27 protein-coding genes are annotated in these 26,800 nt (G+C 73.1%); 24 read left to right on the top strand and 3 right to left on the bottom strand.

Features of this window, described 5'->3' with window-relative positions:
- The first annotated feature begins 30 nt into the window (after positions 1-30).
- From QQX10_RS04470 to ileS, 10 genes are all read left to right on the top strand, one after another.
- Positions 31-549: a sigma factor-like helix-turn-helix DNA-binding protein gene (locus QQX10_RS04470; protein ID WP_301118481.1), complete on the top strand. Its 519-nt coding sequence runs from the start codon at positions 31-33 to the stop codon at positions 547-549.
- Positions 546-1,355, top strand: coding sequence for a hypothetical protein (locus QQX10_RS04465; protein ID WP_301118480.1), 810 nt, complete (start codon positions 546-548; stop codon positions 1,353-1,355). The genes QQX10_RS04470 and QQX10_RS04465 overlap by 4 nt, the downstream gene beginning before the upstream one ends.
- Before the next feature lie 79 nt (positions 1,356-1,434).
- The gene (locus QQX10_RS04460) at positions 1,435-2,292 is read left to right on the top strand and encodes a hypothetical protein (RefSeq protein WP_301118479.1); all 858 of its coding nucleotides are present in this window, start codon (positions 1,435-1,437) and stop codon (positions 2,290-2,292) included.
- A gap of 89 nt (positions 2,293-2,381) precedes the next feature.
- A complete protein-coding gene (locus tag QQX10_RS04455; RefSeq protein WP_301118478.1) occupies positions 2,382-2,930 on the top strand; it encodes a sigma-70 family RNA polymerase sigma factor in 549 nt (182 codons plus the stop codon).
- Complete coding sequence (locus tag QQX10_RS04450; RefSeq protein ID WP_301118477.1) at positions 2,927-3,721, top strand: hypothetical protein; 795 nt, start codon at positions 2,927-2,929, stop codon at positions 3,719-3,721. Before QQX10_RS04455 ends, QQX10_RS04450 begins: the two co-directional genes overlap by 4 nt.
- The gene (locus QQX10_RS04445; RefSeq protein ID WP_301118476.1) at positions 3,708-4,523 is read left to right on the top strand and encodes a hypothetical protein; all 816 of its coding nucleotides are present in this window, start codon (positions 3,708-3,710) and stop codon (positions 4,521-4,523) included. Before QQX10_RS04450 ends, QQX10_RS04445 begins: the two co-directional genes overlap by 14 nt.
- Positions 4,524-4,612: 89 nt before the next feature.
- Positions 4,613-5,455, top strand: a complete 843-nt coding sequence (locus QQX10_RS04440; RefSeq protein WP_301118475.1) for a hypothetical protein — start codon at positions 4,613-4,615, stop codon at positions 5,453-5,455.
- Between the two features lie 34 nt (positions 5,456-5,489).
- Positions 5,490-6,038, top strand: coding sequence for a sigma-70 family RNA polymerase sigma factor (locus tag QQX10_RS04435; protein ID WP_301118474.1), 549 nt, complete (start codon positions 5,490-5,492; stop codon positions 6,036-6,038).
- Complete coding sequence (locus QQX10_RS04430) at positions 6,035-6,805, top strand: hypothetical protein (protein ID WP_301118473.1); 771 nt, start codon at positions 6,035-6,037, stop codon at positions 6,803-6,805. Before QQX10_RS04435 ends, QQX10_RS04430 begins: the two co-directional genes overlap by 4 nt.
- 246 nt (positions 6,806-7,051) lie before the next feature.
- Positions 7,052-10,288 (top strand): isoleucine--tRNA ligase, encoded by a 3,237-nt coding sequence (gene ileS / locus QQX10_RS04425; protein ID WP_301118472.1) that lies wholly within the window; start codon positions 7,052-7,054, stop codon positions 10,286-10,288.
- 171 nt (positions 10,289-10,459) lie between these two features.
- Here the strand turns inward: ileS and QQX10_RS04420 are convergent, their stop codons facing one another.
- On the bottom strand, positions 10,460-10,642 hold the full coding sequence (locus QQX10_RS04420; RefSeq protein WP_301118471.1) for a DUF2510 domain-containing protein: 183 nt from the start codon (positions 10,640-10,642) through the stop codon (positions 10,460-10,462).
- A 128-nt stretch (positions 10,643-10,770) separates the two neighbouring features.
- Between QQX10_RS04420 and QQX10_RS04415 the strand changes: the two genes are divergently transcribed.
- Complete coding sequence (locus QQX10_RS04415) at positions 10,771-11,601, top strand: sulfurtransferase (RefSeq protein WP_301118470.1); 831 nt, start codon at positions 10,771-10,773, stop codon at positions 11,599-11,601.
- Positions 11,602-11,620: 19 nt separating this feature from the next.
- Here the strand turns inward: QQX10_RS04415 and QQX10_RS04410 are convergent, their stop codons facing one another.
- Positions 11,621-12,520: an aminotransferase class IV gene (locus tag QQX10_RS04410; RefSeq protein ID WP_301118469.1), complete on the bottom strand. Its 900-nt coding sequence runs from the start codon at positions 12,518-12,520 to the stop codon at positions 11,621-11,623.
- A 251-nt stretch (positions 12,521-12,771) separates the two neighbouring features.
- Between QQX10_RS04410 and QQX10_RS04405 the strand changes: the two genes are divergently transcribed.
- The 4 genes from QQX10_RS04405 to QQX10_RS04390 are packed head-to-tail and all read left to right on the top strand — an operon-like array spanning position 12,772 to position 16,538.
- Entirely contained in the window at positions 12,772-14,253 is a 1,482-nt protein-coding gene (locus QQX10_RS04405) for a bifunctional folylpolyglutamate synthase/dihydrofolate synthase (RefSeq protein WP_301118623.1), read from the top strand.
- Between the two features lie 13 nt (positions 14,254-14,266).
- A complete protein-coding gene (locus QQX10_RS04400) occupies positions 14,267-15,664 on the top strand; it encodes a bifunctional folylpolyglutamate synthase/dihydrofolate synthase (protein ID WP_301118468.1) in 1,398 nt (465 codons plus the stop codon).
- Positions 15,661-16,095: a DUF4233 domain-containing protein gene (locus QQX10_RS04395; RefSeq protein ID WP_301118467.1), complete on the top strand. Its 435-nt coding sequence runs from the start codon at positions 15,661-15,663 to the stop codon at positions 16,093-16,095. The genes QQX10_RS04400 and QQX10_RS04395 overlap by 4 nt, the downstream gene beginning before the upstream one ends.
- Positions 16,092-16,538, top strand: a complete 447-nt coding sequence (locus QQX10_RS04390; RefSeq protein ID WP_301118466.1) for a hypothetical protein — start codon at positions 16,092-16,094, stop codon at positions 16,536-16,538. Before QQX10_RS04395 ends, QQX10_RS04390 begins: the two co-directional genes overlap by 4 nt.
- Here the strand turns inward: QQX10_RS04390 and QQX10_RS04385 are convergent.
- Positions 16,535-17,044, bottom strand: a complete 510-nt coding sequence (locus tag QQX10_RS04385; protein ID WP_301118465.1) for an adenine phosphoribosyltransferase — start codon at positions 17,042-17,044, stop codon at positions 16,535-16,537. The two genes, QQX10_RS04390 and QQX10_RS04385, sit on opposite strands and share 4 nt — an antisense overlap.
- A 140-nt stretch (positions 17,045-17,184) precedes the next feature.
- Here QQX10_RS04385 and ndk point away from each other — a divergent pair, with 140 nt between their 5' ends.
- The 9 genes from ndk (at position 17,185) to QQX10_RS04340 (ending at position 26,800) form a co-directional block, all read left to right on the top strand.
- Positions 17,185-17,604 carry a nucleoside-diphosphate kinase gene (gene ndk / locus QQX10_RS04380; RefSeq protein WP_301118464.1) on the top strand — a complete coding sequence of 140 codons (420 nt, stop codon included), beginning with the start codon at positions 17,185-17,187 and terminating at the stop codon, positions 17,602-17,604.
- A gap of 110 nt (positions 17,605-17,714) precedes the next feature.
- Positions 17,715-18,308 carry a TIGR00645 family protein gene (locus tag QQX10_RS04375; RefSeq protein WP_301118463.1) on the top strand — a complete coding sequence of 198 codons (594 nt, stop codon included), beginning with the start codon at positions 17,715-17,717 and terminating at the stop codon, positions 18,306-18,308.
- A 75-nt stretch (positions 18,309-18,383) separates the two neighbouring features.
- Positions 18,384-21,932 (top strand): chromosome segregation protein SMC, encoded by a 3,549-nt coding sequence (gene smc / locus QQX10_RS04370; protein ID WP_301118462.1) that lies wholly within the window; start codon positions 18,384-18,386, stop codon positions 21,930-21,932.
- 240 nt (positions 21,933-22,172) lie between these two features.
- Positions 22,173-22,415, top strand: coding sequence for a hypothetical protein (locus QQX10_RS04365; protein ID WP_301118461.1), 243 nt, complete (start codon positions 22,173-22,175; stop codon positions 22,413-22,415).
- A 48-nt stretch (positions 22,416-22,463) separates the two neighbouring features.
- Positions 22,464-23,597 (top strand): signal recognition particle-docking protein FtsY, encoded by a 1,134-nt coding sequence (ftsY, locus tag QQX10_RS04360; protein WP_301118460.1) that lies wholly within the window; start codon positions 22,464-22,466, stop codon positions 23,595-23,597.
- A gap of 70 nt (positions 23,598-23,667) precedes the next feature.
- A complete protein-coding gene (locus QQX10_RS04355) occupies positions 23,668-24,396 on the top strand; it encodes a DUF2510 domain-containing protein (RefSeq protein ID WP_301118459.1) in 729 nt (242 codons plus the stop codon).
- Positions 24,397-24,403: 7 nt separating this feature from the next.
- On the top strand, positions 24,404-24,997 hold the full coding sequence (locus QQX10_RS04350) for a DUF2510 domain-containing protein (protein WP_301118458.1): 594 nt from the start codon (positions 24,404-24,406) through the stop codon (positions 24,995-24,997).
- Positions 24,998-25,190: 193 nt separating this feature from the next.
- Positions 25,191-26,459, top strand: a complete 1,269-nt coding sequence (locus tag QQX10_RS04345; protein WP_301118457.1) for an ammonium transporter — start codon at positions 25,191-25,193, stop codon at positions 26,457-26,459.
- 2 nt (positions 26,460-26,461) lie between these two features.
- The gene (locus QQX10_RS04340) at positions 26,462-26,800 is read left to right on the top strand and encodes a P-II family nitrogen regulator (protein ID WP_042215355.1); all 339 of its coding nucleotides are present in this window, start codon (positions 26,462-26,464) and stop codon (positions 26,798-26,800) included.

Below are 26,800 nucleotides of genomic sequence, written 5' to 3'. Positions count from 1 at the left end.
CGCGGTCGAGCGCGCGGGTCGGGGGAGGCCATGGACGGCATGCGGAGGCACGGGGGCTGGGACGATGCGCTGGCCGGGGTGGTCGCGCGGCGGGGCGAGCTCGTCGGGTACGCGTCGCTCCTGGTCGGGGAGCGGTGGGCCGCGCAGGACCTGGTTCGGGAGGCGATCATCCGCACCTTCTCGCGTCCTCGCGCGTGGCACGACGCGGAGGTGGCGCTGGTCGCGGTGCGGGGTCAGATCATGGCCCGCTTCGTGCGCGCGCGGCGCGGCCCGATGATCGCCCGCGCGACGTCGCGGCTGCGGGGGGTGGACGGCGAGCCGCCGGCAGGGACGGCCACGGAGGGCCCGGCCTCGGCGATCACGGGGGCGCTGTGGATGCTCGACCGCCGTCAGCGCGCCTGCGTGGTGCTCCGGGACGTCGATCGGAAGTCCACGGCGGACATCGCACGGACGGTCGGGATGGGCGCCGACGCGGTCGCCCGGGCGCTGGACCAGGCGGACACGGTGCTCGCCGCCGAGCTCTCGCGCGACCTGCGAGGCGCGCCATGAACCCGGACCTCGGCAGGCTGATGGACGCCGTGGTCGCCGAGGAGCGCGCCACGTTCGACTTCGAGCACCCCGCCGACGACGCCGTCCTCTACTCGCGGGTGATCTCGCCCCTGCGCCGGGCGCGGCGCCTGGCGCCGGTCGCCGTGCTGGGCGTGCTCCTCGCGCTCGCGGTGCCGGGCCTCGCGCTGATCGGGCTGGCCGGTACGGGCGCCACGACCGCGCCCGCCGCGCCGTCCGTCGCCGCCTCCTCCTCTGCGGGCTCCTCCGCGGTCGGGGATCCCGAGGCCGTCGCCGGCGAGGCGGGGTGGACCGTCGCCGGGCTCGTGATCGACCCCCGCGGGGCCGCGACGCCCCTCGCGGACTCCGTCGGCCCGGTGGTCGAGGAGCCCGTGGCGTGCGGGGCCCTGGAGGCCTTCGGCCGGCTGGTCGGCCGTGCCGACGGGACCGCGCCGGTGCACCTGGGTGCGTTCGTCTCCAGCGGAGGCGGGGCGAACGACGTCCACGTGCGGTCGTTCGCGACCGCCGGCATCGCCGCCGAGTACGTCGGCGAGCTGTGGCGGATCGCGCGCCGCTGCGCGGACGAGATGGGCGGGTGGGGTGTCGCCATGACGGTCGCCCGCGTCGACGCGGCGGGCCTCCCCGGTGACGGGGTCGCCGTCGCGATCCCGGTGCCGTTCACCGAGGACGCGTGGCGTCTCCAGGTCTACGTCGACGGGGCCAGCGCCATCGCCGTGGTCTCCGACCCGACCGCGGCGGACCGCGCCCTGAGCATCACGCGCGACTGGGCGGCCGGAGGACTCCGATGAGGCGCCCCCAACCGGATCCGCGTCCCCGGTGTTCTCTGGTCGGTGCGGCGACGACGCTCGCCGCCGAGGGGAGGGCCCGATGACGAGCTCGAGGCTGCTGACCGTGATCGCGTCCGTCGCCGCGCTCGCGACCTTGGCGGGGTGCAGCGCGGGCGAGGGCGGCGCGGTGGGTGCCACCGCATCGTCCGGCGGCGAGGCGACGCCGGTGCCGTCCGGGGTTGCGACGGTGACGGCGGAGGGTGAGGCGCTGGAGTACCCCGGCGCGGCCGCCGAGGACCAGGCCCTGATCGCGGTGCTCGCGACCTTCGAGCCGTCCGAGGCGCTGCTCGAGGAGCAGGGGCTGGGCTTCCGTGGCCTGCGTGCCGGAGAGGAGGCGTTCACGTTGGCGTCCGAGTGGACGGCCTACGAGCACCGGTCCGTCGACCCGGCCGTCTGCGGTCCGGTGGTGAACCTGCTGGGCGGGGCGACCAACGAGGACAGCACCACGCGCGCGGACGACCCGACCGTCCACACGGGAGCGTTCTTCGCCATCGCCGACGGGGTGTCGGGCTTCGACGAGTCGACGCTGCGGGCACGCATCCTCGACGACCCGGAGTCGGCGTCGGCCATGGCCGATCTCCCCGCGAGCGCCGACGCATGCACCGCGTTCGCGGAGTCGGGCAGCGTCGGTGCCCTGAACGTCGAGGACGTCGTGATCGCGCGGATCGGCCTCGACGGGGTCGACGCGCCGGTGACCCGGATCGATGTGCACATCGTCGATCTGGTCGACGAGGCCGCCGGCTCCGTCGAGGTCATCGATCTTCCGGAGACCACGTACTACGTCGCGATCGGGCGGGTGATGGTGCGCTTCGAGGTGCACGAGGCGCTGGCACAGGACCAGGTCGCGGCGGCGGTCATCGCCGAGCTCGCCGACGCCATCCGGGCGGTCGAGCCGTGACCGCGCCCTGCGCATCATGCCTCCGCGGGTCATCATGGAGGCAGTGAGACGTGGCCAGGACAGGGGAGGCGGCCGGACGGGGACTCACCATGAACCGGTGGCAGGGCGTGCTTGACACCATGATCCGCGAGCGCAGGGGCGCGCTCGTCGGGTACGCCTACCTGCTCGCGGGGGATCGCCCGACGGCCGAGGACCTGGTGCACGACGCGATCATCCGCACCTTCACCCGGGCACGGCGGCTGGACGATCCGCGGGCCGCCGAGGCGTACGTCCGCCGCACCATCGCGACGCAGTTCCTCAACGGTCGGCGCTCGCGTGCCGTCGCGCGCGCTAAGCAGCACCTGCTCGTCGAGCGGGACGCCCCGCCGGCGGACCAGACCGCCGGGGAGAACGCCGAGGTCACGCGCGCGCTCGGCCTGCTGACCAGGCGCCAGCGCGCCTGCGTGGTGCTCCGCCACTTCGAGGACCTGAGCACGGAGGAGACCGCGGAGCGGCTCGGCATCTCGACCGGATCCGTCAAGCGGTACCTGCACGACGCGCTCGCGGTCCTGCGCGAGGAGCTTCGGGGTCTGGACGGCGCGGACGACCGGGAGGACGCCGGCGTCAGGGTGGTCGCGCCGAGGGGAGGCCGTCGATGAGCACGCAGCTGAAGGACATGCTGACCTCGGTCGCCGAGGAGGAGCGCGCGCGCGTCGACGCGGCCCACCGGGACGGCGACACCGACGCGTACGTCCGCACGATCCGCCCGCGTCGCGCGGCCCGGCGCGCAGGTGTCGCCGCCGTCGCGCTGGTCGGTGTCGGGGTCGCGGGTGCCGGCTACCTCGCGCTCGGTCCCTCGGGCACGTCGCTGGATCCGGCCGTCGAGACGCCGACCCCGACGCCCGCGGCGCTCGTGTCCGATCCGGACGCCGTCGCGGGCGAGCCCGGATGGACGGTCGCCGACGTCGTGATCTCGCCGGGGGTGACCGCGATGACCGCCGCCGAGGCCGTCGGAGCGGCCGCCGCCGACTCGGTGGCCTGTGGCTCGCTCGAGTCGTTCGCCGCACTGGCGGGCGGGACCGACGCGAGCGTGGGCGCCGCGAAGAACCTGGGAGCCTTCGTCGGAGAGTCCGGGGCGGCGACCGGGGTGCGGCTGCGTTCCTTCGAGTCCGTTGAGGACGCCCAGACCTATCTCGGGGACCTCGAATCGATCGCGGGCCGTTGCGTGACGGACCTCGAGGGGGAGGGGATGCAGGCCCGGGCCTCCCGCATCGCTCTGACCGGGCTCCCGGGCGAGGCCGTGACGGCGACGCTCCCGGCGGGCGAGTCCGTCTGGCGTCTCGACGTGCATGTGATCGGAGCGGATGCCGTGGCGATCGTCACGGAGCCCGGCGCGGATGTCGCCGCCCTCGACGTCATCGCGGCGTGGGTGGAAGGTGCCGTGGGCTAGCGCCGGCTGGCGCACCCGGGCGTGGCTCGCGGCGGCCGCGTTGGTCGTCGTCGCCCTCGGGCTCGTGCTGGTGCTCGCCGAGACCGGCGGCCCCGCCTCCACGGCGGCCCCGACGGCGACCGCGGCGCCCGCCACGCCCGCCGGGGATCCGGAGCTGCGCGCGAGCGTCCTCGGCTTCGTGCCGATCCTCGCCGGGTACGCGTACCGAGCCGACGCATCGTCCGGCGTGGTGGACGTGGGCGAGCTGTCCTGGGCGGAGCGGCCGACCGGGAGCCGCGACTGCGTCGCGCTCCGGCGCGCCCTCGACCTGGCGACCGCGTCGGACTCCGCCGCCCGCCGTGGCGACCTCTATGCGCGGCTCGGCTACCTGCAGGCGGTCGGCGGCGGCTCGCGCGTGAGCACGCTCACAATCGCCCTGCGCGTCTTCGCCGACCGGGAGGCGCCCGCGGAGATCGTCCGCCTGGCGGCGGCCGCCGACTGCGCTGCGATCGCCAGCGTCCGCCCCTTCGTCCCGGGGACGGAGGAGGGCACGCACCTGATCGCGACCGAGGCCGTGCTCGAGACGGTCCCGCTCGCCGGGCCGGACCTCGGGGTCGGCCTCCGCGTCGGGCCCGAGGTGCTGACGCTGCCCGACGGGCGTGTGTGGCGCGAGACCGGTCCGGCGCTCGCCGTCGACGACCGCGTCTACCTCATCGCGCGCGGGCCCTACCTGCTCTGCCTGGGCGCCACCGATGTCGCCGATCCTGACGCGATCAGCCTCGCCGTCGCCGACCAGCTGCTGGACCATCTGGGCGCGCGGTGAGGTCGGCGTGCGCGGCGGCACAACCGCGGGGAGGACCCGTCTGTTGTCAGACCATGGCGGGCATCCGCTCGCCGGGGAGGGGAGCCATCATGATCCGAGAGAACCACCCGCGAGCGCGGTGGGGGCGGGCCGTCGTGGCCGGGGCGGCCTGCTGCGCGCTCCCGCTGCTGGCCGCCTGCGACGGCGGCGCCGAGGAGCCGTCCGACGCCTCGCCCTCGGCTGAGGCGTCCGTCGGCGACGTCGGCGAGACGACCGCGACGTCCGGGGGCGCGCTGAAGCTCCATCTGGCAGCGTTCGACTCGCTCGTGGCGTTCGAGGGCCTCGCCGTGCCCGCAGGGCAGTTCAGCCCCGTCGACTCCGCGGAAGGCTTCTACGGCTCCGCGACCTCGGTGGTCGAGCCCGCGTCGTGCACCGCGTTCCACCAGGCGGCGGAGCTCGGGTCGGACGCGGATCTCGGCGCGGCGGCGCAGGACCTCATCAACCCGGTCGGACCGTTCTTCGTCGACGGGGTGCCGCCGGAGGACGAGGAGGATCTGACGGTGGCGAGCGTCCTCACGCGCGTCTTCGGCGATCCGGAGCTCGCGTCGACCGTGCCGGCTGCGCTGCTCGAGTCCGAGTGCACGGCCTACACCGTGACCAGCTCGTGGGACGGCACCACCGCCGCCGACGAGCGGGTGATCACCGCCGTCGACCAGCTCGACCTGCCGGGTCTCGCGGCGCCGATCGTGCGCGTTCGGCACGGCGCCGAGGAGTCCGTGTTCTACGGCCCCGACGGCGAGGTCGAGCACAGGTCCACGTACGAGCCGCGCACCGCGTACGTCCATGTCGCCGGCCCGTACGCGATCTCGGTCGAGGTGGTCGGTGTCGAGGACGAGGAGGCGCAGGCGGCGCGAGTGATCCAGGCGTACGTGGATCACATGGGCGCGGCCTGACGGCCGGGACGATGCGGGACACGGGAGGCGCGGGATGAGGGCGTGGCACGGCGTGCTCGACACGCTGGTCCGCGAGCGGCGCAGCCGGCTCGTCGGATACGCCTACCTTCTCGCCGGCGACCGTCCCACCGCGGAGGACCTGGTCCACGACGCGATCATCCGGACCTTCTCGCGAGCGCGACGCCTCGACCACGTCAACGAGGCCGAGGCCTACGTGCGGCGCACCATCCTCACGCAGTTCCTCAACCGCCGCGACCACGCGGCGATGGCGCGGTCGAAGCTCCCGCTGCTGGTCGAGAGGGACGCCCCGCCCGCGGACGAGCACGCGGGCGAGCACGATGCGGTGGTGGTCGCCTTGCGGAGGCTCCCGCCCCGGCAGCGCGCCTGCGTGGTGCTCCGCCACGTCGAGGGGCTGACCACCGCCGAGACGGCCGACCGGATGGGCGTGTCCGAGGGCGCCGTCAAGCGATACCTGCACGACGCGCTGGCGGCGATGCGCGAGACGCTCGGCGGGTTCGGCTTCGGGGACCGTGACGACGACGAGGATCTGACCGCCGTGGAGACGAGGAGGCGAGCGCGATGACCGACGACCTGACGACGATGATGCTCGACTCGCTGGACAAGGAGGCGCGGCGCTTCGACCGCGCGCACCCGGGGTCCGAGACCACCCTGTACGAGAAGGCGATCGTGCCGCGACGCCGGATCCGCAGGGCCGCGGAGGCGGGAGTGGCGCTCGCGGTCGCGGCGGCGGTCGCGGTCGGCGCGCACGCGCTGGTGCAGCCGCGCTCCACGGTGGAGCCGGCGGAGTCGGCGAGCGCCACGGCCGTGCCCCTCGACGAGCGCGAGTGGGACCCGCCCGGACGGGGACTGGTCGGCGGTGCCGGGGCCGACCTGTTCGGCTCCGTGGCGGTGACGCGTGAGGAGGCGTCGGGATGCGTGGCGCTCGACTCGTCGTCGCGCCTCGACGGGCGCCCCGACCTCGGAGGCGTGCCGGTCGCGCTCGGGGGCGTCGCCCACGGGGAGGGCAACGTCTCCGCGGTCGTCGCACGGGACTTCGACTCGGCCGACGCCGCCCGCGAGTACCTCGACGCTCTCACGCGAGCGGCGTCCGCGTGCGACGGCGAGGCCGACGGGGAGATCGGGGTCGACGCGGCGGAGGTCGGCATCCAGTCGCTCGCGGGCGAGGGGGTCCGGGTGCTCGTGAGCGCCGGAGACGGCTTCGGGACGTCGTGGCGCACCTGGGTCCACGTCCAGGGATCCGAGGCGCTCGCGGTCACGGCGCAGCCGGGCGCCGGCGAGGCCACCACGGCCGACATCATCATCGCGTGGTTCACGGCGGCGAGTGGATGACCGCGGCGCGCCCTCCCGTACACTGGTGCGCACAGCGTCGACCCGGCCATCACCGGCGAGCTTGCGGAAGAACGGGACCGGCCTCGGCCGGGCCTCACTAGAACCGCACGGGCAGCCCGTCACAGCGATCCATGAGCGGCGACCGCCCCACCCGGGGAGGCCGCAAGCGGGGTGGTACCGCGCATCGTCCTGACGGACGGGGCGTCCTCGCAGACGAGTCGAACGCCAGGACCACCCGAGGAACGCATGACCGACGCCGCGCGCTACCCGCTCCACCGCACCGCCACCGACCCCACGGCCCAGGTGGCCCCGTCGCCGCACTTCCCGGAGATCGAGTCCGACGTGCTCGCCTACTGGGAGGCCGACCAGACCTTCCAGGCGTCGGTCGACAACCGCCCCGCGCGCACCGAGGCGGGCAACAACGAGTTCGTCTTCTACGACGGCCCTCCCTTCGCGAACGGCCTGCCGCACTACGGCCACCTCCTGACCGGGTACGCGAAGGACGTGGTCCCGCGCTTCGAGACGATGCGCGGGCGTCGCGTCGAGCGCCGCTTCGGCTGGGACACGCACGGGCTTCCCGCGGAGCTCGAGGCCGAGCGCATCCTCGGGATCACCGACAAGGCCCAGATCGAGGAGATGGGCATCGCCGCCTTCAACGAGGCCTGCGAGAGCTCGGTCCTGAAGTACACCAAGGAGTGGGAGGCGTACGTCACCCGCCAGGCGCGCTGGGTCGACTTCGAGAACGACTACAAGACGCTCGACGTGACCTTCATGGAGTCCGTCATCTGGGCCTTCAAGTCGCTGTACGACAAGGGCCTCGCGTACGAGGGCTTCCGCGTGCTCCCGTACTGCTGGCGCGACGAGACCCCGCTGTCCAACCACGAGCTGCGCATGGACGACGACGTCTACCAGTCGCGGCAGGACCCGACCCTCGCGATCTTCCTGCCGCTGACCGCGGAGTCGGTCGCCGCATCGTCCCTGCCCGCGGAGGCGAAGGAGGCGCTCACGGGCGCCGCCGTCACGGTGTGGACCACCACGCCGTGGACGCTGCCGAGCAACCTCGCCGCCGCCGTCGGTCCCGAGATCGAGTACGCCGTGGTGCGCCCGACCGGGGGCGCCTTCGCGGGCACGGCCATGGTGCTCGCAGTCAGTCGACTCGCTTACTACGGGCGCGAGCTCGGCGAGGGCTTCGAGACCCTCGTCACGCTGACCGGCGCGGACCTCGCGGGCCTGGGCTACGAGCCGCCGTTCCCGCACTTCCGCGGCCAGCCGAACGCCCACCGCATCCTCGCCGCGGACTACGTGACCACCGAGGACGGCACCGGGATCGTCCACCTGGCCCCGGCCTTCGGTGAGGAGGACATGGCGGTCTGCCAGGAGGCCGGCATCGAGCCCGTCATCCCGATCGACGCGAAGGGCCGCTTCACCTCCGAGGTCCCGGAGTACGCCGGCCAGCAGGTGTTCGACACGAACCCGGCGGTGATCAAGGACCTCAAGGAGGCCGGGGTCGTCCTGCGCCACGAGACCTACGAGCACCCGTATCCCCACTGCTGGCGGTGCCGCAACCCGCTGATCTACCGCGCGGTGGGCTCGTGGTTCGTGCGCGTGACGGAGTTCCGCGACCGCATGGTCGAGCTCAACGAGGACATCACCTGGGTCCCCGAGCACATCAAGCACGGCCAGTTCGGCAAGTGGCTCGAGGGCGCGCGCGACTGGTCCATCAGCCGCAACCGCTACTTCGGCACGCCCATCCCGGTGTGGGTGTCGGACGACCCGGCCTTCCCGCGCACCGACGTGTACGGCTCGCTCGAGGAGCTGGAGCGGGACTTCGGCCGCCTCCCGCTGGACGCGAAGGGCGAGCCCAACCTGCATCGTCCCTTCATCGACGACCTCACCCGTCCCAACCCCGACGACCCGTCGGGGAACGCGACCATGCGCCGCATCCCCGACGTGTTCGACGTGTGGTTCGACTCGGGCTCGATGCCGTTCGCGCAGGTGCACTACCCGTTCGAGAACCGCGACTGGTTCGACGGGCACAACCCGGCGGACTTCATCGTCGAGTACATCGGCCAGACCCGCGGCTGGTTCTACGTCATGCACGTGCTCGCCACTGCGCTGTTCGACCGGCCGGCATTCAAGACCTGCGTGAGCCACGGCATCGTCCTCGGCTCCGACGGCCGCAAGATGTCGAAGTCGCTGCGCAACTACCCGGACGTCAACGAGGTGTTCCACCGCGACGGCTCGGACGCGATGCGCTGGTTCCTCATGAGCTCGCCCATCCTGCGCGGCGGCAACCTCATCGTCACCGAGGAGGGCATCCGCGAGGGCGTCCGCCAGGTGCTGCTGCCGCTGTGGTCGACGTACTACTTCTTCACGCTCTACGCGGGCGCCGCGAACGGCGGCGCGGGCGCGCGCGGCCGGCTGGTGGACGATGCGGCGGTCGAGTCGCTGCCCGTGATGGACCGGTACGTGCTGGCCAAGACCGCGGAGCTGGTGCGGACCGTGACCGCGCAGATGGAGGTCTTCGACGTCCCCGGCGCCTCCGAGTCGCTGCGCCAGTTCATGGAGCTGCTGACCAACTGGTACGTGCGCACCCAGCGCGACCGGTTCTGGCAGGAGGACCAGGCGGCGTTCGACACGCTGTTCACCGTGCTGGTGACGGTGTCCCGCCTCGCGGCGCCGCTGCTGCCGCTCGCCACGGAGGAGATCTACCGCGGCCTCACCGGCGAGCGCTCCGTGCACCTCACGGACTACCCGACGGCGCCGGCTGCCTGGGACGACGCGTCGCTCGGCGCCGTCATGGACCAGGTGCGCGAGGTGGTCTCCACCGCCCACGCGCTGCGCAAGAAGGAGAAGATCCGCGTGCGTCAGCCGCTCTCGCTCCTCAAGGTCGCGGTGTCCGCGCCGGAGGCGCTGGAGGCGTACGGGGACCTCATCGCGAGCGAGCTCAACGTGAAGTCCGTCGCCTTCGTCACGGAGGACGCCTTCACGGTGGACCACCCGGTCGAGCGTCGCCTCACGGTCAACGCCCGCGCCGCCGGCCCGCGCATCGGCAAGGACGTGCAGGCCGCGATCCGGGGCTCGAAGACCGGCGACTGGTCGGAGGCGGCCGGCGAGGTCGTGTCCGGCGGCATCGCGCTGGTGGAGGGGGAGTACGAGGTCGCGACCGTGATCGGCTCGGGTGCGGACGATGCGGCGGAGGCCGCGTCCGTGCTCCCTGCCGGCGGCTTCGTCCTCATCGACACCGCGATCACGCCCGAGCTCGAGGCCGAGGGCTACGCCCGCGACCTGGTGCGCGCCATCCAGGACGAGCGCAAGAACGCGGGTCTGAACGTCGCCGACCGGATCGTGCTCACGCTGACGGTCCCCGCCGAGCGGGTCGCCGCCGTCGAGGCGCATCGGGAGCTCATCGCGGGGGAGACGCTCGCCGCCGAGCTCGCGGTGGTCGAAGGCGAGCAGGCGATCGCGGTGGCGAAGGCCTGAGCGCCCGCCCGTCCGCCCCGCCCCGCCCTGAACCCCTGGACAGTCCGCACGGATCCGGATCCGACACGCCGAGGCCCGATCCCGAATCGGGGTCGGGCCTCGGCGTGTCGCGCTGAACTCCGTGCGCAGTGTCCGGGGGAGCGGGGTCCGGGGGCCTCGTGGGCGCGGTGCTCAGCCCTCCGCGGGCAGCGGCGCGATCGGCTCGACCGGGACCGTCACCTGGGTGCGCGGCGTCCACGCGGCGCCGTCCCAGCACCGCTGCTGACCCGGCAGCGTGGGGTCGGGGTACCAGCCGGCGGCGGCGTCCTTCGCAGGTGCCGGCGCGTCGGGCCTCATGGTGCCCACATGATCCATCTGATGTCTCCCCAGCAGTCGGTGCGCCCCACGCTAGCGGCACGGGTGACGCGCCCCCGAGGGGATGTGGCCGAGATCACGCCGGCGGAGGTGCCAGGATGGTGAGGCGCCCACGATCGGAGGACCGGATGCCCGTGCTCGTCTCTGCCGCCGAGCTCGCCGCCCTGCTCGCGGACCCGCAGCCGCCCCGCCTCCTCGACGTGCGGTGGACGCTCACCCGGCCCGACGGCCGCGACGACCACGCCGCTGGGCACCTCCCCGGCGCGGTCTACGTCGACCTGGACACCGAGCTCGCGTCGATCGGGGATCCGCGCCGCGGCCGTCACCCGCTGCCGACCGCCGAGGCGTTCCAGCAGGCCGCCCGCCGGTGGGGCCTGCGGCAGGACGATGCGGTGGTGGTCTACGACGACGGTCCCTCCTTCGGCGCGGCCCGGGCGTGGTGGCTGCTCCGGCACGCGGGCGTGGCCGACGTGCGCATCCTGGACGGCGGGCTCGCCGCCTGGACAGCCGCTGGTGGCCCGCTCGAGGAGGGAGCGGTGACCGTGGAGCCCGGCGACATCGCGCTGGACTGGGACCGGATGCCCGTGACCGACGCCGACGGCGCCGCCGCCTGGCCCCGGCGCGGGATCCTGCTCGACGCGCGTGCGTCGGAGAGGTTCCGTGGCGAGGTCGAGCCGATGGACCCGGTCGCCGGGCACATCGCGGGCGCCGTCAACGCGCCCACCGCCGCGAACTCGGCCGCCGATGGCACCTTCCTGACCGCGCGCGACCTCGCCGAGCGGTTCGCCCAGCTCGGGGTGGACGACGCTACCCGCGTCGCCGTGTACTGCGGCTCCGGGGTGACCGCCGCGCATCAGATCGCCGCGCTCGAGATCGCCGGCATCCGGGCGTCCCTGTACCCGGGCTCGTGGTCGGAGTGGTCGAACGATCCGCGCCGCCCCGCCGCCACGGGTCCGTGAGCCGGGGCGGACGCTCCCGTCAGTGCGCGGCGAGCATGTGCGCGTTGACCGCGCCCGTGAGCTCCTGATCCACCGCGAGCTCCGTGCCGTCCAGGGTGCGGACGGGGCGCAGCAGCTGCACCGAGTCGGTGAGCCACACGGCGTCGGCCGAGGTGAGCTGCTCGACCGTCACGTCGCGGTAGTCGCAGGTGAATCCCCGGTCCTCGAAGGCGTCGAACGCGGCCCTCTGCGCGGTGCCGTGGAGCAGGCCGGCCTCGATCGCCGGGGTGACGACCATCCCGCCGTGGCGCACCAGCACCGTCGACCGCGGCGCCTCGAGCACGAACCCGTCCGTGGTGGTGAGGATGACGTCCTTCGCACCGCGCGCCTTGGCGTGCCGCAGCGCCGCCATGTTGATCGCGTAGGAGAGGGTCTTCGCGCCCGCGAGCAGCCATGGGGCCTGGGCGCCCACGCCCTTGGGGTAGCCGCGGGACAGCGTGATCACCGGCACCCCCTCGTGGCGGTCGGCGCTGACGTCGGGGAACACGTCCGCATAGGCGAACCCGAGCGGCCGCCCGCCGGGGATCTCGGCCGCCGCCGTCTCCGTCCCGCGGGTGTAGACGACCTTGCACAGCGCGGTCGCCGGCACCTCGTCGAGACCGTGGAGGAGCTCGCGCACGGCCCACGAGATGGCCTCGCGGAAGACACCGAGGTCGGGCTTGGGCATGTCCAGCATCGCCGCGGACTGCGCGAGCCGCTCGAGGTGAGGCTCGAGGTCGTGCATGCGACCGTCGTGCACCCCCACGGTCTCGAAGACGCCGTCGCCCCGCGTCAGGCCCAGATCGGTCGCGGAGGCGATCGGGGTCGTCGGGTCGACCATCCGCGACGGGGCTCCAGGCATGCCCGCCACCGGGGCTCCGCAGAGGACGAGAACGGGCACGTGATCTCCTTCGTTCGAGGGCTCTCCTGCCACGGTAACGCGCCTCGGGAGGGCGTGCGAAGGAGTGCGGTCGCGCCTGTCGCGCAGGCGGGGACACCCACGCCCTCAAGACGCGCCGCAGGGGCGCCAGACGCCGGTGCACGACCCCAGCATCGTCCCTGATAGACGGGCATATGAGGGACATCACAGCGCTATGTCCCGCGGGGTGTCGTCGGCACCCCTCGACGTGCCGCACAATTGACGCCGTGACGATGGATGTCTTCCCCGAACTGAGCCTCGCCGAGGCCGAGCGCGAGATCGACGCGCACATCTTCTCCCGCTCTCCCGAGGCGGACCACGCGGCCAAGCTGCTGCGCGTCACCCAGGCGCTGTCGCTGCTGGGTGATCCGCACCACGAGCTCGACATCATCCACGTCACCGGCACCAACGGGAAGACCTCCACGAGCCGGATGATGGAGTCCCTGCTGCGCGCCCACGGGCTGCGCACCGGCCTGTACACGTCGCCCCACCTCACCACGCTGCGCGAACGCATCATGATCGACGGCGCGCCGCTCGCGCAGGAGGACCTCATCCGCCTGTGGCAGCGCGTCGCGCCGGTCATCCACGCGGTCGACCAGGCGTCGCAGCACCGGGGCGGCCCGCGCATGAGCTTCTTCGAGGTGCTCACCGTGCTCGGGTTCGTCGCCTACGCCGACGCCGAGGTCGACGTGCTGGTGCTGGAGGTCGGCATCGGCGGGCTCCGCGACGCGACCAACGTGGCGGACGGGCGCGTCGCCGTGCTCACGCCCATGGCGCTGGACCACGACAAGTACTTCACGGGCGGGCTGCCGGGCATCGCGCACGAGAAGTCCGGGATCATCAAGCCCGGTGCCACCGTGGTGAGCGCCTTGCAGCGGGACGAGGCGTCGCAGGTGATCGTCGCCGCGGCCGCCGCCCGCGGCGCCTCCGTGTTCTGGGAGGGCGCCCACCTCTCCGTCGAGTCGCGCCGCGTGGTGCCCTCCGGTCAGGTGGTGTCGCTGCGGACCGCGGCGCGCAACTACCGCGACGTGTTCGTGCCGCTCCACGGAGAGTTCCAGGCCCAGAACGCGCTCATCGCGCTCGCGGCCTGCGAGACCTTCCTCGGCGCGGGCGTGCCGCGTGGGCTGCACCCGCCCGCCGTCGCCCGCGGCTTCGCCGGCGCCACGTCGCCGGGACGCCTCGAGGTGGTGTCCGCCGAGCCCACCGTGATCGTGGACGCCGCCCACAACCCGCACGGCATCGCCGCCCTCGCCGACACCCTGCGCGAGTCCTTCGCCTTCGACCGGACCTACGGCGTGGTCGCGGTGCTCGCCGACAAGGACGCGGAGGGCATCCTCACGGGCCTGTCCGGGATCATCGACGAGGTGGTGATCACGCAGACCCGCTCCCACCGCGCGGCGGACGCCGAGGTGCTCGCCGCGCGGGCGCGCGTCGTGTTCGGCGAGCACCGCGTGCGCGTCGCCGCCACGGTCCCCGACGCGATCCAGCTCGCCACCCGCCTCGCCGAGGATGCCGATGGCGAGGCCGGCGTGCTGGTCGCGGGCTCGATCACCCTGGTTGCCGAGGCGCGACGGCACCTGCAGGAGACGCATCTCCCGCGCACGGTCGACGCCGCGATGGTGGCCGCCGCGGGGGAGCACGCGGACGCCGCCGGTGGTGCGGACGATGCGGTGGGCGCCGGGGACGCGGGGGAGCCCGGCAACGTCGCTGCGTGACACACTGGAGCCCATGACCGACCTTGACCTCGGTGGCCTGAGCCTCGAGGAGGCCGAGCGCGAGATCTACGCGCACATCGTCTCCCGCAATCCCGAGCACGACTTCGAGCCCACCCTCGACCGCGTCCGCGACGCCTGCGACCTGCTCGGTTCGCCGCAGCACGCCTACAAGGTCGTGCACCTGACCGGCACGAACGGCAAGACCTCGACCGCGCGCATGACCGAGGCGCTGGTGCGCGAGCACGGCCTGCGCACGGGCCTGTTCACGTCGCCGCACCTCACGACCGTCCGCGAGCGGATCATGATCGACGGCGAGCCGATCCCGCGCGAGGACTTCGTGCGCCTGTGGCAGGAGATCGCGCCGATCCTCGCGCTGGTCGACGCCCGGTCGGCCGAGGCCGGGGGGCCGCGCATGAGCTTCTTCGAGGTGCTCGTGGTGCTCGCGTTCGCCGCGTTCGCGGACGCGCCGGTGGACGTCGCCGTGGTCGAGGTCGGGATGGGCGGCGTGTGGGACGCCACCAACGTCGCCGACGGCGACGTCGCGGTGGTGACCCCGGTGGGGCTCGACCACCAGGAGTGGCTCGGCGACTCGCTGGTCGACATCGCCGCGGAGAAGTCCGGGATCATCAAGGACGGCGCCGCGGCGGTGATCGCGGCCCAGGCCGAGTCCGTCGCGCCGGTCCTCGCCCACGCCGTCGAGGAGCACGCCGCGCGCGGCTACTGGGAGGGCGAGGCCCTCGAGGTCGTCGACCGTCAGCCGGGCGTCGGCGGCCAGCTCGTGACGCTGCGCACGCCGGCGGCCGTGTACGCCGAGCTGTTCGTGCCCCTCTACGGCGAGTACCAGGCGCACAACGCGCTCCTCGCCCTCGCGGCGACCGAGCTGCTGCTCGCCGACGGCGGCGAGCCGGCCTCTCTCGCGGGGGAGACGGTCGAGGCGGGCTTCGCCTCGGTGACGTCGCCCGGCCGTCTCGAGGCGGTCCGGACCTCCCCGCTGATCCTGGTCGACGCCGCCCACAACCCGCACGGCGCGGAGGCGCTCGTCGGCGCCGTCGAGGAGTCCTTCGCCTTCACCACGCTCGTCGGCGTGGTCGGGATCCTGCGGGACAAGGACGCCGAGGGCGTCCTCGGGGCGCTCGAGCCCGCCCTCGACCACGTGGTGATCACCGCATCGTCCTCCCCCCGTGCGATCCCGGTCGACGAGCTCGCGGCCATCGCGCGCGACGTCTTCGGCGAGGACCGCGTGACCGAGGCCTCGTCGCTGCCGGACGCGATCGATGCCGCCGTCCAGCGCGCCGAGCGCGACGACGACCTGGGCGCGGGCGTCCTCGTCGTCGGGTCCATCACCCTGGTGGCGGACGCGCGGATCCTCACCGGCGCCGACCGCCGCAAGGGCGTGGGGAGGGCCCGATGACGGCGGCGCAGGAGAACGTCCCGATGCCGCGTCCGCAGCGGCCGGCGACGCTGACCTTCACGCAGGCGATCCTCGGGCTGCAGGCCTTCGCCGCGATCTTCGCGATCCTGCTCCTCTGGGGCCTCGGACGCGCCGGAGAGGTCGCCGCGCCCGCGTGGCTCGTGTGGGGCTGCGGCCTCCCGTTCGTGCTCGCGCTCGGGTACGCGGCCGGGCAGCAGCGCAAGAGCTGGGGCCGGTGGCTCGGCTGGGCGCTCCAGGCGCCGATGCTGGCGGCCGGGCTGGTCGAGCCCGCCATCGCGCTCATCGGCGTGATCTTCCTCGGGCTGTGGATCATGGCCCTGCGGCTCGGCGGCAGGATCGACCGCGAGCGCGCCGAGCGCGACGCGGCTGCTTCGCCCGGCGCGGGGGAGAGCGGCGCGGAGATCGCGTGAGCGGGTTCCTGTGGCGCGTGGGCGGCGCCCTCGCCGCCGGGGTGCTCGGGCTCACGCTGATCTTCTGGCAGCTCGAGCACGCGTCGCTGAACGCGCTCGGCGACCTCGGCCGGCCGTCGATCGCGGTGTACGGGCTGCTGTTCGCGGGGCTGCTGCTGCTCGGGTGGGCGGTGATGTCCACGCTGACGCGATGGATCGGATACGTGCGTGAGCACCCCGACACCCGGCAGCTGCCGGCGTGGCTCCTCGGCGGACTGGCGCTCCTGTTCGGCGCCGTGCTGGTGGCGGGCATCGCCATCCACGCGAGCTACCTGCGCGCGCAGGACCCCGTGCCGACGGAGATCGGCCAGGGATTCATCGCCTACGAGGTCGCGTTCGCCGCGCTCGCGCTCGTGCCCGCCGTGCTGCTGGTGACGCGGCTCGCGACCCGGCGGCGAGGCTAGACGACGACCACCGAGGTGACCGCGTACCCCTCCAGGGCGTCGCGCCCCGGCAGGTCGCCGATCTCGATGAGGAAGCTGAACCGCACCGAGGCGGCCCCGCCGCGCTCCAGCATCTGCGCGACCGCGCGGGCGGTGCCGCCGGTCGCGAGCACGTCGTCGATCACCAGCACGTGGCGACCCTCGATCGAGCCGGCGCTGACCGCGAGGTCGCGCGAGCCGTACTCGATCTCCGTCGAGGACTCGAGCAGGTCGACGCCCGGCATCTTCCCGGCCTTGCGCACCATCGCCATGCCCACGTCGAGCGTCTGCGCGACCACAGGGGCGAAGATGAACCCGCGCGCGTCGACGCCCGCGACGATGTCCACCTGTGCGTCGCGCGGCGGCATCAGCTGGATGCAGGCCTCGCGGAAGCGTTCGGGGCTCGCGAGGATGGGCGCGATGTCGTAGAAGAGGATCCCCTCGACGGGGAAGTCGGGATACGTGTCGAAGTCCTCGAGAGTGATCACGCGCCCATCCTGTCACGGCGCGGTGGCACGGATCCCTTCACCGGGGCCGGCTCGGCGCCGGGAGACGACACGAATCGCTTCACGGGCGCGGCGGTGGGGGAGCGACCGGTGGCGGGGCAGGCCTTCGGTAGGCTCGCGCCATGACGGAACGCACCCTGATCCTGGTCAAGCCCGACGGAGTGAAGCGCGCGCTGTCGGGGGAGGTCCTGCGGCGCATCGAGGCGAAGGGCTACACGCTCGTCGCCGTCGAGCTCAAGCACGCCACCCCCGAGCTGCTCGCCGAGCACTACGCGGAGCACGTGGGCAAGCCCTTCTACGCGCCCCTGGTCGACTTCATGCTGTCGGGCCCCGTGCTCGCGGTGGTCGCGGAGGGCGAGCGCGTGATCGAGGGTTTCCGCTCGCTCGCGGGCACCACGGACCCGACCACGGCGGCCCCCGGCACCATCCGCGGCGACCTCGCACGCACGTGGGACCTGCCGGTGATCCAGAACATCGTGCACGGCTCGGACTCGCCCGAGTCCGCGGACCGCGAGATCGGGATCTGGTTCCCCGCGCTGTAGCCCGCCCCGCCGCACGACCCCTGGCACCACCGGCCGCCTTCGCGCGTCGAGCCGGTGCATCTGCATCATCCCCGCGCGCCCGCGCGCCGCCTCCCCGGAAGGTCCCCCCGATGAGCAACCCGCTCGAGCACGCCCTGGAGAAGGGCCTCTTCGCCACCCGCTGGCTCCTCGCCCCGATGTACGTCGGCCTCGTGGCCGGGCTCGGCGTGGTGCTCGTGAAGTTCTTCATGGAGCTATGGCACCTCATCGCCGAGTTCAGCCTCGAGTCCGAGGCGGACGAGATCACCGTCGCGATCCTGTCGCTGATCGACATCGCGCTGCTGGGCAACCTCATCGTGATCGTGATCTTCGCGGGCTACGAGAACTTCGTCTCCAAGATGGAGGCCGCCGAGGGCAACACCGACCGGCCGTCCTGGATGGGCCACGTCGACTTCTCGGGCCTCAAGATGAAGCTGATCGGCTCGCTGGTCGCGATCTCCGTGATCCTGCTGCTGAAGGACTTCGTCGCGCTCGACAGCAAGGGCGGTGAGGCCGACTACACGTCGATCGCGTGGCGCATCGGCCTGCACTTCACATTCGTGCTGTCGGGCCTGCTGTTCGCGGTGATGGACTACTGGGGCGCGAAGCGCCAGGTGCTGCTCGCGACCGCTCACGACGCGCACCCGGACGTCGAGGACGCCGAGCTCGATCGCATCACGCCGTAGGAGGGACGATGCGGTTCCTGCCGTGTCCCACGCGCCTCACCTGAGCGGGTCAAGGGTTCCCCTAGACTCGGCGCCATGCATCTCAAGACGCTGACGCTGCGAGGCTTCAAGTCCTTCGCGTCGGCGACCACCCTCGAGTTCGAGCCGGGGGTCACCTGCGTGGTCGGCCCGAACGGGTCGGGCAAGTCGAACGTGGTGGACGCGCTCGCCTGGGTGATGGGCGAGCAGGGGGCGAAGACGCTGCGCGGCGGCCAGATGGCGGACGTCATCTTCGCCGGCACGTCGGGCCGTGCGCCGCTGGGCCGCGCCGAGGTCTCGCTCACGATCGACAACGCCGACGGCGCGCTGCCGATCGACTACACCGAGGTCACCATCAGCCGCACCCTGTTCCGCTCGGGCGGCTCCGAGTATGCGATTAACGGCTCGCCGTGCCGACTGCTCGACATCCAGGACCTGCTCTCGGACTCGGGCCTGGGACGCGAGATGCACGTGATCGTCGGGCAGGGCCAGCTCGACGCCGTCCTGCGGGCGACCCCCGAGGACCGCCGCCACTTCATCGAGGAGGCCGCCGGCATCCTCAAGCATCGCCGCCGCAAGGAGAAGGCGCTGCGCAAGCTCGACTCGATGCAGGCGAACCTCACCCGCGTGCAGGACCTCACGGGCGAGATCCGGCGACAGCTGGGGCCGCTCGGGAAGCAGGCGGAGGTCGCGCGGCAGGCGCAGCGCATCCAGATCGACGTGCGCGACGCCCGCAGCCGCCTCCTCGCGGACGACCTCGCGACCCTGCAGGGGTCGATGGCGAAGGACCAGGCCGACGAGTCGGCCCTGCTCGAGCGCCGCGCCGCCGTGGAGAAGGCGCTGACGGAGGCCCGCGGCAGGCTCGCGGACCTCGAGCGGGCCTCCGCGGAGGCCGCGCCCGCGCTGACCCGCGCCAACGACATCTACTACCGCCTCAGCGCCCAGCGCGAGCGGCTGCGCAACCTCGCGACGCTCGCGGAGGAGCGTGTCCGCATGCTCGGCACGCAGGTCGACGCCGCGCCGCCGACGGACCTGGTGGACCTCGACGAGCAGCTCGAGCGGGCCCGCGCGGCGCGCGCCGAGCTCGACGCTGAGGTCGCGCTCGCGGCGCAGGAGCTGGAGGCGGCGATCGAGGCGCGCAAGGGCGCCGAGGACACCGCCTTCGCCTCCGAGCGCCACCACGCCAACCTGCTGCGCTCCGTCGCCGACCGCCGCGAGGGGGTGGCGCGGCTCGCCGGGCAGGTGGCCGCCAAGCGCTCGCGGGTCGAGTCGACCGAGGCCGAGATCGGGCGCCTCCAGGAGCAGCGCGCCGCGGCCGAGCGACGCGCGCACGAGGCGAACGCCGAGTTCCAGCACGTCGAGACCTCCGTCGCCTCCGTCGAGGCGGGCGAGGAGGACCTGGACGTCCAGCACGAGTCCGCGACCGAGGCCTGGGAGCAGGCGAAGCAGCGGCTGTCCGACCTCAAGGACGCACGCCATGCCGCGATGCGCGACCGCGACTCGTGGGCGGCCCGCGGCGAGGCGCTCGAGCTGTCGCTGGTCCGTAAGGACGGTGCGGGGGCGCTCCTGGCGAGCGGCACGCGCGCGGTGCGCGGCTCGCTGGCCTCCCTGATCGACATCGCGGCCGGCGCCGAGGATGCGATCGCGGCCGCGCTCGGCGGCCTCGCCGACGCGCTCGCGGTCGACGGTGTCGAGGACGCGGTGGACGCGATCCGGTGGCTGCGGGACGAGGACGCGGGGCGTTCATGGTTCGTGGTCGCCGACGCCGGCGCCGCCGTCGACAACCCCGCGATCGACCTGCCCGAGGGCGCCGCGTGGGCGTCCGAGCTGGTGTCCGGCCCGGGCGGGGTCGGCGCGACGGTCCGCGCCTTCGTGTCGGGCGTCGTGGTGGTCGAGGACCTCGCCGCCGCCCGCGCGCTCGTGGGGCGTCACCGCGAGATCGTGGCCGTCACCCGCCGGGGCGATCTCCTGGGCGCGCGCAGCGCCTCCGGCGGCGCCGGCGACGCCCCGAGCGTGCTGCACATGCAGGCCGCCTTCGACGACGCGCGGGAGCGCAGGGACGCGGCGGTCGCCGAGCTCGAGACCCTCGAGACGCGCCTCGCGACGGCCGAGCGCGAGGAGGCCGAGACCCGCGCGGGGCACGAGCGCACCCTCGCCCGGCTGAACGAGTCCGACGCCCGCATGGCGGCCGTGGCCGAGCAGCTCGGCCAGCTGGGTGCGCAGGCCCGCGCGGCGCGGAACGAGGCCGATCGCCTCGACGTGCAGCTCGAGCAGGCGCACGAGCGCATGGCGGCCGACGCGCAGGAGCTCGAGAGCCTCGCCGAGCGCCTCGCCGGCGCCCAGGCCGAGCCCGAGCAGTTCGAGGCGGACACCGCCGAGGCGCTCGAGCGGCGGAACGAGGACGAGGAGTCGGCCAAGGCCGCGCGTGCCCGCGAGACCGAGGCACGGCTGTCGCTCCGCACGTCCGAGGAGCGCGGCCGGGCGCTCGCCTCGAGGGCCGAGAGCCTCGAGCGAGCCGTGGTCGCGGAACGCGACGCCCGTGCGCGAGCGGCGGAGGCCGCGGCGCGCCGCGAGCGCCAGTCGCGCGCCGCCCGCGAGGTCATCGCGGGCGCGGAGGACGCGCTGCACCTGATCGACGGCTCCGTCCAACGGGCGGACGATGCGCGAGCTGCTGTCGAGGCGGAGCGCGCCGAGCGCTCCGGCACCCTCGCCGACGTCCGCCGCACGGTCGAGGAGCTCGGTGGCGAGCACGCCCGCCTCACGGACTCGGCGCACCGCGACGAGGTCGCGCGTGCCGAGCAGAAGATCCGTCTCGAGCAGCTCCGCCAGCGGGCGATCGACGAGCTGGGCGTCGATCCCGACCGGCTGGTCGAGGAGTTCGGACCCGAGGTCCCCGTGCCGTCGACGGAGGCCGCCGCGGACGACGAGGAGGCGCCCGCCACGCCCTACGTGCGCGAGCAGCAGGAGAAGCGGCTGCGCCAGGCGGAGCGCGCGATGAACCAGCTGGGCCGGGTCAACCCGCTCGCCCTGGAGGAGTTCGCCGCGCTGGAGGAGCGTCACAAGTTCCTCACCGACCAGCTGAACGACATCAAGAAGTCGCGCGCCGACCTGCTCGAGATCGTCAAGGAGATCGACGCCCGCGTCGAGCAGGTGTTCGCCGAGGCCTTCGCGGACACCGCCGCGCAGTTCGACCGCGTGTTCCCCCGGCTGTTCCCCGGCGGCGAGGGGCGGCTCGTGCTGACCGACCCCGGCAACATGCTCGAGACGGGCATCGAGGTCGAGGCCCGGCCGGCGGGGAAGAAGGTCAAGCGGCTGTCGCTGCTGTCGGGCGGCGAGCGTTCGCTCACCGCCGTGGCGCTGCTCGTGTCGATCTTCAAGGCCCGCCCGAGCCCCTTCTACGTGATGGACGAGGTCGAGGCCGCGCTCGACGACGTCAACCTGGGCCGGCTGCTGGAGATCTTCACCGAGCTGCAGGAGGACTCGCAGCTGATCGTCATCACGCACCAGAAGCGGACGATGGAGATCGCCGACGCGCTCTACGGCGTGACGATGCGCGGCGACGGCGTCACGACCGTCATCAGCCAGCGCCTGCGCGACGAGGTCTGACCGGGGCGCGAGCCCGGTTCCGGCACGGCGTGCCGTTGAGATATCATCGTGCGCGGCGCCGGCGCGACCGTCCCCTCGGGCGCCGGGTCGGGAACAAGCCGCCTCCCTCCGCGTTGAACCCTCTGCGACACGCGATCCCACGTGGGAGTTTGTCGCGCTTGTCCGCTTCGGGTGACAATTCCTCCCGAGGGAACGCACATGTCAGCACCGACCGAGTGGTCGTCACAGCTTGGAGAGTCGATGTTCAGCCACATGGAGGGCACCCTCATCGTCGCCGGCCTCATCGCCGCCGGAGTCATCGTCGCCGCCTTCGCCGCCGAGGGCCGGGGCCAGCGCGTCATCCGCATCCTGCTCGGGGTCGAGGAGCGCCGCCCCGTGCGCGAGCACCTGTTCGACGAGCTCGACCGGCCGGAGGCGTCGCTCGACGTCGTCGACAAGCTCGGTCGCCCGCAGACCCGGGAGCTGCAGGTCTCCGGACGCTGAGCCGGCGGGGGCGTTCCCTGCTCCCTTCCGACCTGAGAGACTGCGTCCATGGACGTCTCGTGGATCCCAGGTGACAACGACCTCATCGTGACGGTGGTGGCCGGTCTGGTCGTGCTCGGTGGCGCGGCCGCCGCGCTGATCGGCAGGACGCGTCAGGCGCCGCCGCGACCCGCTCCGCCCACGTCCCCCTCGGCCGCACCCGAGGCGCCCGCGGTCGAGCTCGAGCCCAAGGACGATGCGGGGCCCGCCGTCGCGACGGCCGAGTCTCCCGAGCGCGTCGAGGATCGCTTCGCTCGGCTCCGACGCCGGGTCAGCAGCGGGCTCGGCGCGTCGCTGCTGAGCATCTTCCGCCGCGGCGCCCTCACCCAGGACGACTGGGACGAGCTCGAGGAGACCCTGCTGCTCGCCGATGTCGGAGCCGCGGCCTCCGACGCGCTGCTCGCGGACCTGCGGGCCCGTCTGCGCGCCGACCCGGAGGCCGAGCCGCGCGAGCTTCTGCGCGCCGCCCTGCTCGACGTGGTCGACCCGGGCCTCGACCGCACGTTGGCGTTCGGCGAGCCCGGCCGCGGCGAGACCGACGCGGTGATCGTCGTCGGCGTCAACGGCGTCGGGAAGACCACCACGGTCGGCAAGCTCGCGCGCGTCCTGGTGGCGGAGGGCCGCACCGTGGTGCTCGGCGCCGCCGACACCTTCCGCGCCGCCGCCGCGGACCAGCTCGAGACCTGGGGTGCACGCGTCGGGGTGCCGGTGGTGCGCGCGCACGCCGACGGTGCCGACCCCGCCTCCGTGGCCTTCGAGGCCGCCGACCGTGCCCGCGACGACTCCGTGGACGTCCTCCTCGTCGACACCGCGGGCCGCCTGCAGAACAAGCAGGGCCTGATGGACGAGCTCGGGAAGATCGTCCGCGTCGTGTCGAAGGTGAGCCCGCCGCGCGAGGTGCTGCTCGTGCTCGACGCGACCACGGGGCAGAACGGTCTCACCCAGGCCCGGGTCTTCGGCCAGGTCGCGCCGCTGACCGGCATCGTCCTCACCAAGCTCGACGGCACCGCCAAGGGCGGCATCGTCCTCGCCGTGCAGCGCGAGCTCGGCGTGCCGGTGAAGTTCGTCGGCCTGGGCGAGGGGGCCGACGACCTCGCGCCGTTCGATCCTCACGGCTTCGTCGACTCGCTCCTGGGTGACTGACCGCACACCGGGTTGACAGCGTCATGGGCCCCCCGCCACGATGCACGCAGACACGCGCTGAGGGGGCATGGTGAACGTTGATCCTGGCTGGTATCCGGACGGATCCGGGCTGCTGAGGTATTGGGACGGCCAGGCCTGGACGGAGCACACCCACGACCCCGCGCCTCCCGCCGAGCCGGCGCCGACCCAGGTGCTCCCGGTCGCGGCGGAAGCCGCGCCCGCCGCACGGCCCCTCAGCGGCGGCCAGATCGGAGCGCTCGTCGTGGCCGGCGTGCTCGCGCTCGCCGGGATCGGGCTGATGCTGGTGCCGACGCTGACCGGACTGGGCTCGTCGACCGCGGCGGCACCCGCTCCCACGAGCGTCGCGAGCGCGAGCGGCGGTGCCGAGCCGTCCGCGGACGCGACCGCCGCCGGCGCCGCAGAGGAGACCGTCGAGCCGGCGGCTGCGCTCGAGATCGCGGAGATCACCGCCGACTCGTCGCCCTCGGAGGTCGCGATCGCCTGGGTCGCCGCATGGAACGCGAACGACTGCATCGCCGAGCACCGTCTCAGCTCCGAGGAGCGCACGTGGGGCATGTCCGAGGAGGACTACTGCGAGGGGATCGAGCCCACCGGTGACGAGCCCGTGCTCGTCGGCGCCGAGGTGCTGGACGAGTCGGTCGGGGCCGACGCCGCCGAGGTCACGCTGCTCGAGACGGTCGACTGGGGCGACGGGTGGACCTCGGACTCGACCACCGCGTACATGCTCGTCCTGACCGACGCCGGCTGGCGGGTGTCCGACTTCGAGTGGATCGAGTGACGCCCCGGTGAGCGAGAGCCCTGCACCCGGCTGGTATCCGGACGGTCACGGCGCGCTGCGCTGGTGGGACGGCTCCGCGTGGACGGAGCATGTGCAGCAGCCGGCCGTCGCGCCTCGCCCCGCCCGCCGCACGGGGCTGTGGATCGGCGTCGCCGCGGCGGCGATCGCGCTCGTGGTCGGCGTCGGCGTGGTGGTCGCCCTCGTGCTGGTCCCCGCCCTGATCGGCGCGGGTGAGGCCTCCGACGCGACGGGCGCGCCGGTGGCGGTGGCCTCCGCGGACGAGCGCGCGGTCGCCGACGCCTACGCGGACTATCTCGACGCCTGGTACGCGAACGACTGCGCGGCCGAGGCGGCCCTCACCACGGCGGCCTACCGCGGCGGCAGCGCCGACGAGTACTGCGCCGAGATGGGCGAGCCGTTCACGGAGGCGGACCTCCCGTCGTGGTCGATGCAGATCACCGCGCTCGAGGTCGACGGGGGAGAGGCCCGTCTGACCGCGGTCGAGGAGGTCACATGGTCGGACGGCACCAGCGACACCGAGGAATGGACCTACGACCTCGTGCGCGTCGACGGTCGCTGGCTCGTCGACGCGGCATGGTGAGCCGTCGCGAGGACGCGCGAGATGTCCGCATCGTTCCTCTCTGCATGGTCATGCAACACACCTTTTACGCTTGACCCCCTGATGTAACCGTTCGGAAACACGGAGGTCGTTCAGGGGTAACAGTTCTAGGGAAGTCTCATCGTTGACTAGCCGGAGGGCTAGCGAAAAGGAGAGACAACCAATGGAAGACGCAATGGCATACGCCGATGGCGTGGGAGCAGTCGGCTGGCTCCTCGTCTCGGCCTCGCTGGTGCTGCTGATGACGCCCGCACTGGCGTTCTTCTACGGCGGCATGTCGCGAAGCAAGTCCGTCCTGAACATGATGATGATGAGCTTCGGCGCCATGGGCGTCGGCGTGCTCGCCTGGGTCCTGTTCGGCTACTCGATCTCGGGTGGTGGCGAGACCGTCAACAACCTGTTCGGTGACCCGTTCGGTGACTTCGGCATGATCGCGACGCTCGAGTCCGGCGACGCCGGCGCGATCATCGCGGCCGGCTTCGGCGCCACCTTCGCGATCATCACCGTGGCCCTGATCTCCGGATCGGTCGCGGACCGTATGAAGTTCGGCTCCTGGCTGGTCTTCGCGTTCCTCTGGGTCATCCTGGTCTACTCGCCCGTCGCCCACTGGGTGTGGGGCACCGGTACCGCCGGTGAGGGCTTCGACGCGCTCCTCGGTGGCGGCGGCCCGCTCTTCGCGGACCTGCCCGGCCCGTACGACTTCGCCGGTGGAACGGTCGTCCACATCAACGCCGGTGTCGCGGGCCTCGTGCTCGCCCTCCTGCTCGGCATCCGCAAGGGCTTCGGCAAGGAGCCCATGCGTCCGCACAACCTGCCGTTCGTCATGCTCGGCGCCGCGCTCCTGTGGTTCGGCTGGTTCGGCTTCAACGCCGGTTCGGCGTTCGCCGCCGACAGCTACGCGGCCGTCGCGTGGGTCAACACCACCGTCGCCACCGCGATCGCCATGCTCGGCTGGCTCATCACCGAGAAGATCCGCGACGGCAAGGCCACCTCGCTCGGTGCCGCCTCCGGTGTGGTCGCCGGTCTGGTCTCCATCACCCCCGCCTGTGCGTCGGTGGACACCTGGGGCGCCATCATCATCGGCTTCTTCGCCGGTGTGCTCTCGGCCCTCGCGGTCGGCCTCAAGTACAAGCTCGGCTACGACGACTCGCTCGACGTCGTCGGCGTCCACCTCGTGTCCGGCCTCTGGGGCACCCTGGCCATCGGCCTGGTCGCCACCGAGGCGATCAACGGCGACGCCGGCCTGTTCTTCGGCGGCGGCATCACCCTGCTCGGCGTCCAGGCCGCGGCTGCGGCCGTCACGATCGTCTACTCGGCGATCGCGACGCTCATCATCGGTCTGCTCATCAAGTACACGATGGGTCTCCGTGTGAGCGAGGATGTTGAGGTGTCGGGTATCGACCTCGCCGTTCACGGCGAGACCGCCTACGAGGAGGTCAAGTAACCATGAAGCTGGTCACCGCAATCATCCAGCCCCACCGCGTCGACGAGGTCCGTGCGGCCCTCGAGGCCGCGGGCGTCAAGGGCGTCACCGTGTCCGAGGCTGCCGGCTACGGCCGCCAGAAGGGCCACACCGAGGTCTACCGTGGCGCCGAGTACACGGTCGACCTGGTCCCGAAGACCCGTCTCGAGGTCCTCGTGGACGACGCCGACGCCGCCACCGTGACCGAGGCGATCGTCTCGGCCGCGCAGACCGGCAAGATCGGCGATGGCAAGGTGTGGGTCGTCCCCGTCGACGACGTCGCGCGTGTTCGCACCGGCGAGCACGGCGCGGACGCCCTCTAA

This window comes from Demequina lignilytica (assembly GCF_030418305.1).
Taxonomy (GTDB): Bacteria; Actinomycetota; Actinomycetes; order Actinomycetales; family Demequinaceae; genus Demequina; species Demequina lignilytica.
This window is presented reverse-complemented; position numbering and strand designations above follow the sequence as displayed.

Bases quoted from the DNA above. Each gene is read 5' to 3' on its own strand.
- QQX10_RS04460 (WP_301118479.1), top strand. From the start codon at position 1,435: ATGACGAGCTCGAGGCTGCTGACCGTGATCGCGTCCGTCGCCGCGCTC.
- QQX10_RS04375 (WP_301118463.1), top strand. From the start codon at position 17,715: ATGAGCAACCCGCTCGAGCACGCCCTGGAGAAGGGCCTCTTCGCCACC.
- QQX10_RS04455 (WP_301118478.1), top strand. From the start codon at position 2,382: ATGAACCGGTGGCAGGGCGTGCTTGACACCATGATCCGCGAGCGCAGG.
- QQX10_RS04365 (WP_301118461.1), top strand. From the start codon at position 22,173: ATGTTCAGCCACATGGAGGGCACCCTCATCGTCGCCGGCCTCATCGCC.
- QQX10_RS04465 (WP_301118480.1), top strand. From the start codon at position 546: ATGAACCCGGACCTCGGCAGGCTGATGGACGCCGTGGTCGCCGAGGAG.
- QQX10_RS04395 (WP_301118467.1), top strand. From the start codon at position 15,661: ATGACGGCGGCGCAGGAGAACGTCCCGATGCCGCGTCCGCAGCGGCCG.
- QQX10_RS04420 (WP_301118471.1), bottom strand. From the start codon at position 10,642: ATGGATCATGTGGGCACCATGAGGCCCGACGCGCCGGCACCTGCGAAG.
- QQX10_RS04415 (WP_301118470.1), top strand. From the start codon at position 10,771: ATGCCCGTGCTCGTCTCTGCCGCCGAGCTCGCCGCCCTGCTCGCGGAC.
- QQX10_RS04430 (WP_301118473.1), top strand. From the start codon at position 6,035: ATGACCGACGACCTGACGACGATGATGCTCGACTCGCTGGACAAGGAG.
- QQX10_RS04435 (WP_301118474.1), top strand. From the start codon at position 5,490: ATGAGGGCGTGGCACGGCGTGCTCGACACGCTGGTCCGCGAGCGGCGC.
- QQX10_RS04440 (WP_301118475.1), top strand. From the start codon at position 4,613: ATGATCCGAGAGAACCACCCGCGAGCGCGGTGGGGGCGGGCCGTCGTG.
- ndk (WP_301118464.1), top strand. From the start codon at position 17,185: ATGACGGAACGCACCCTGATCCTGGTCAAGCCCGACGGAGTGAAGCGC.
- QQX10_RS04405 (WP_301118623.1), top strand. From the start codon at position 12,772: ATGGATGTCTTCCCCGAACTGAGCCTCGCCGAGGCCGAGCGCGAGATC.
- smc (WP_301118462.1), top strand. From the start codon at position 18,384: ATGCATCTCAAGACGCTGACGCTGCGAGGCTTCAAGTCCTTCGCGTCG.
- ftsY (WP_301118460.1), top strand. From the start codon at position 22,464: ATGGACGTCTCGTGGATCCCAGGTGACAACGACCTCATCGTGACGGTG.
- QQX10_RS04400 (WP_301118468.1), top strand. From the start codon at position 14,267: ATGACCGACCTTGACCTCGGTGGCCTGAGCCTCGAGGAGGCCGAGCGC.
- QQX10_RS04340 (WP_042215355.1), top strand. From the start codon at position 26,462: ATGAAGCTGGTCACCGCAATCATCCAGCCCCACCGCGTCGACGAGGTC.
- QQX10_RS04450 (WP_301118477.1), top strand. From the start codon at position 2,927: ATGAGCACGCAGCTGAAGGACATGCTGACCTCGGTCGCCGAGGAGGAG.
- QQX10_RS04345 (WP_301118457.1), top strand. From the start codon at position 25,191: ATGGCATACGCCGATGGCGTGGGAGCAGTCGGCTGGCTCCTCGTCTCG.
- ileS (WP_301118472.1), top strand. From the start codon at position 7,052: ATGACCGACGCCGCGCGCTACCCGCTCCACCGCACCGCCACCGACCCC.
- QQX10_RS04470 (WP_301118481.1), top strand. From the start codon at position 31: ATGGACGGCATGCGGAGGCACGGGGGCTGGGACGATGCGCTGGCCGGG.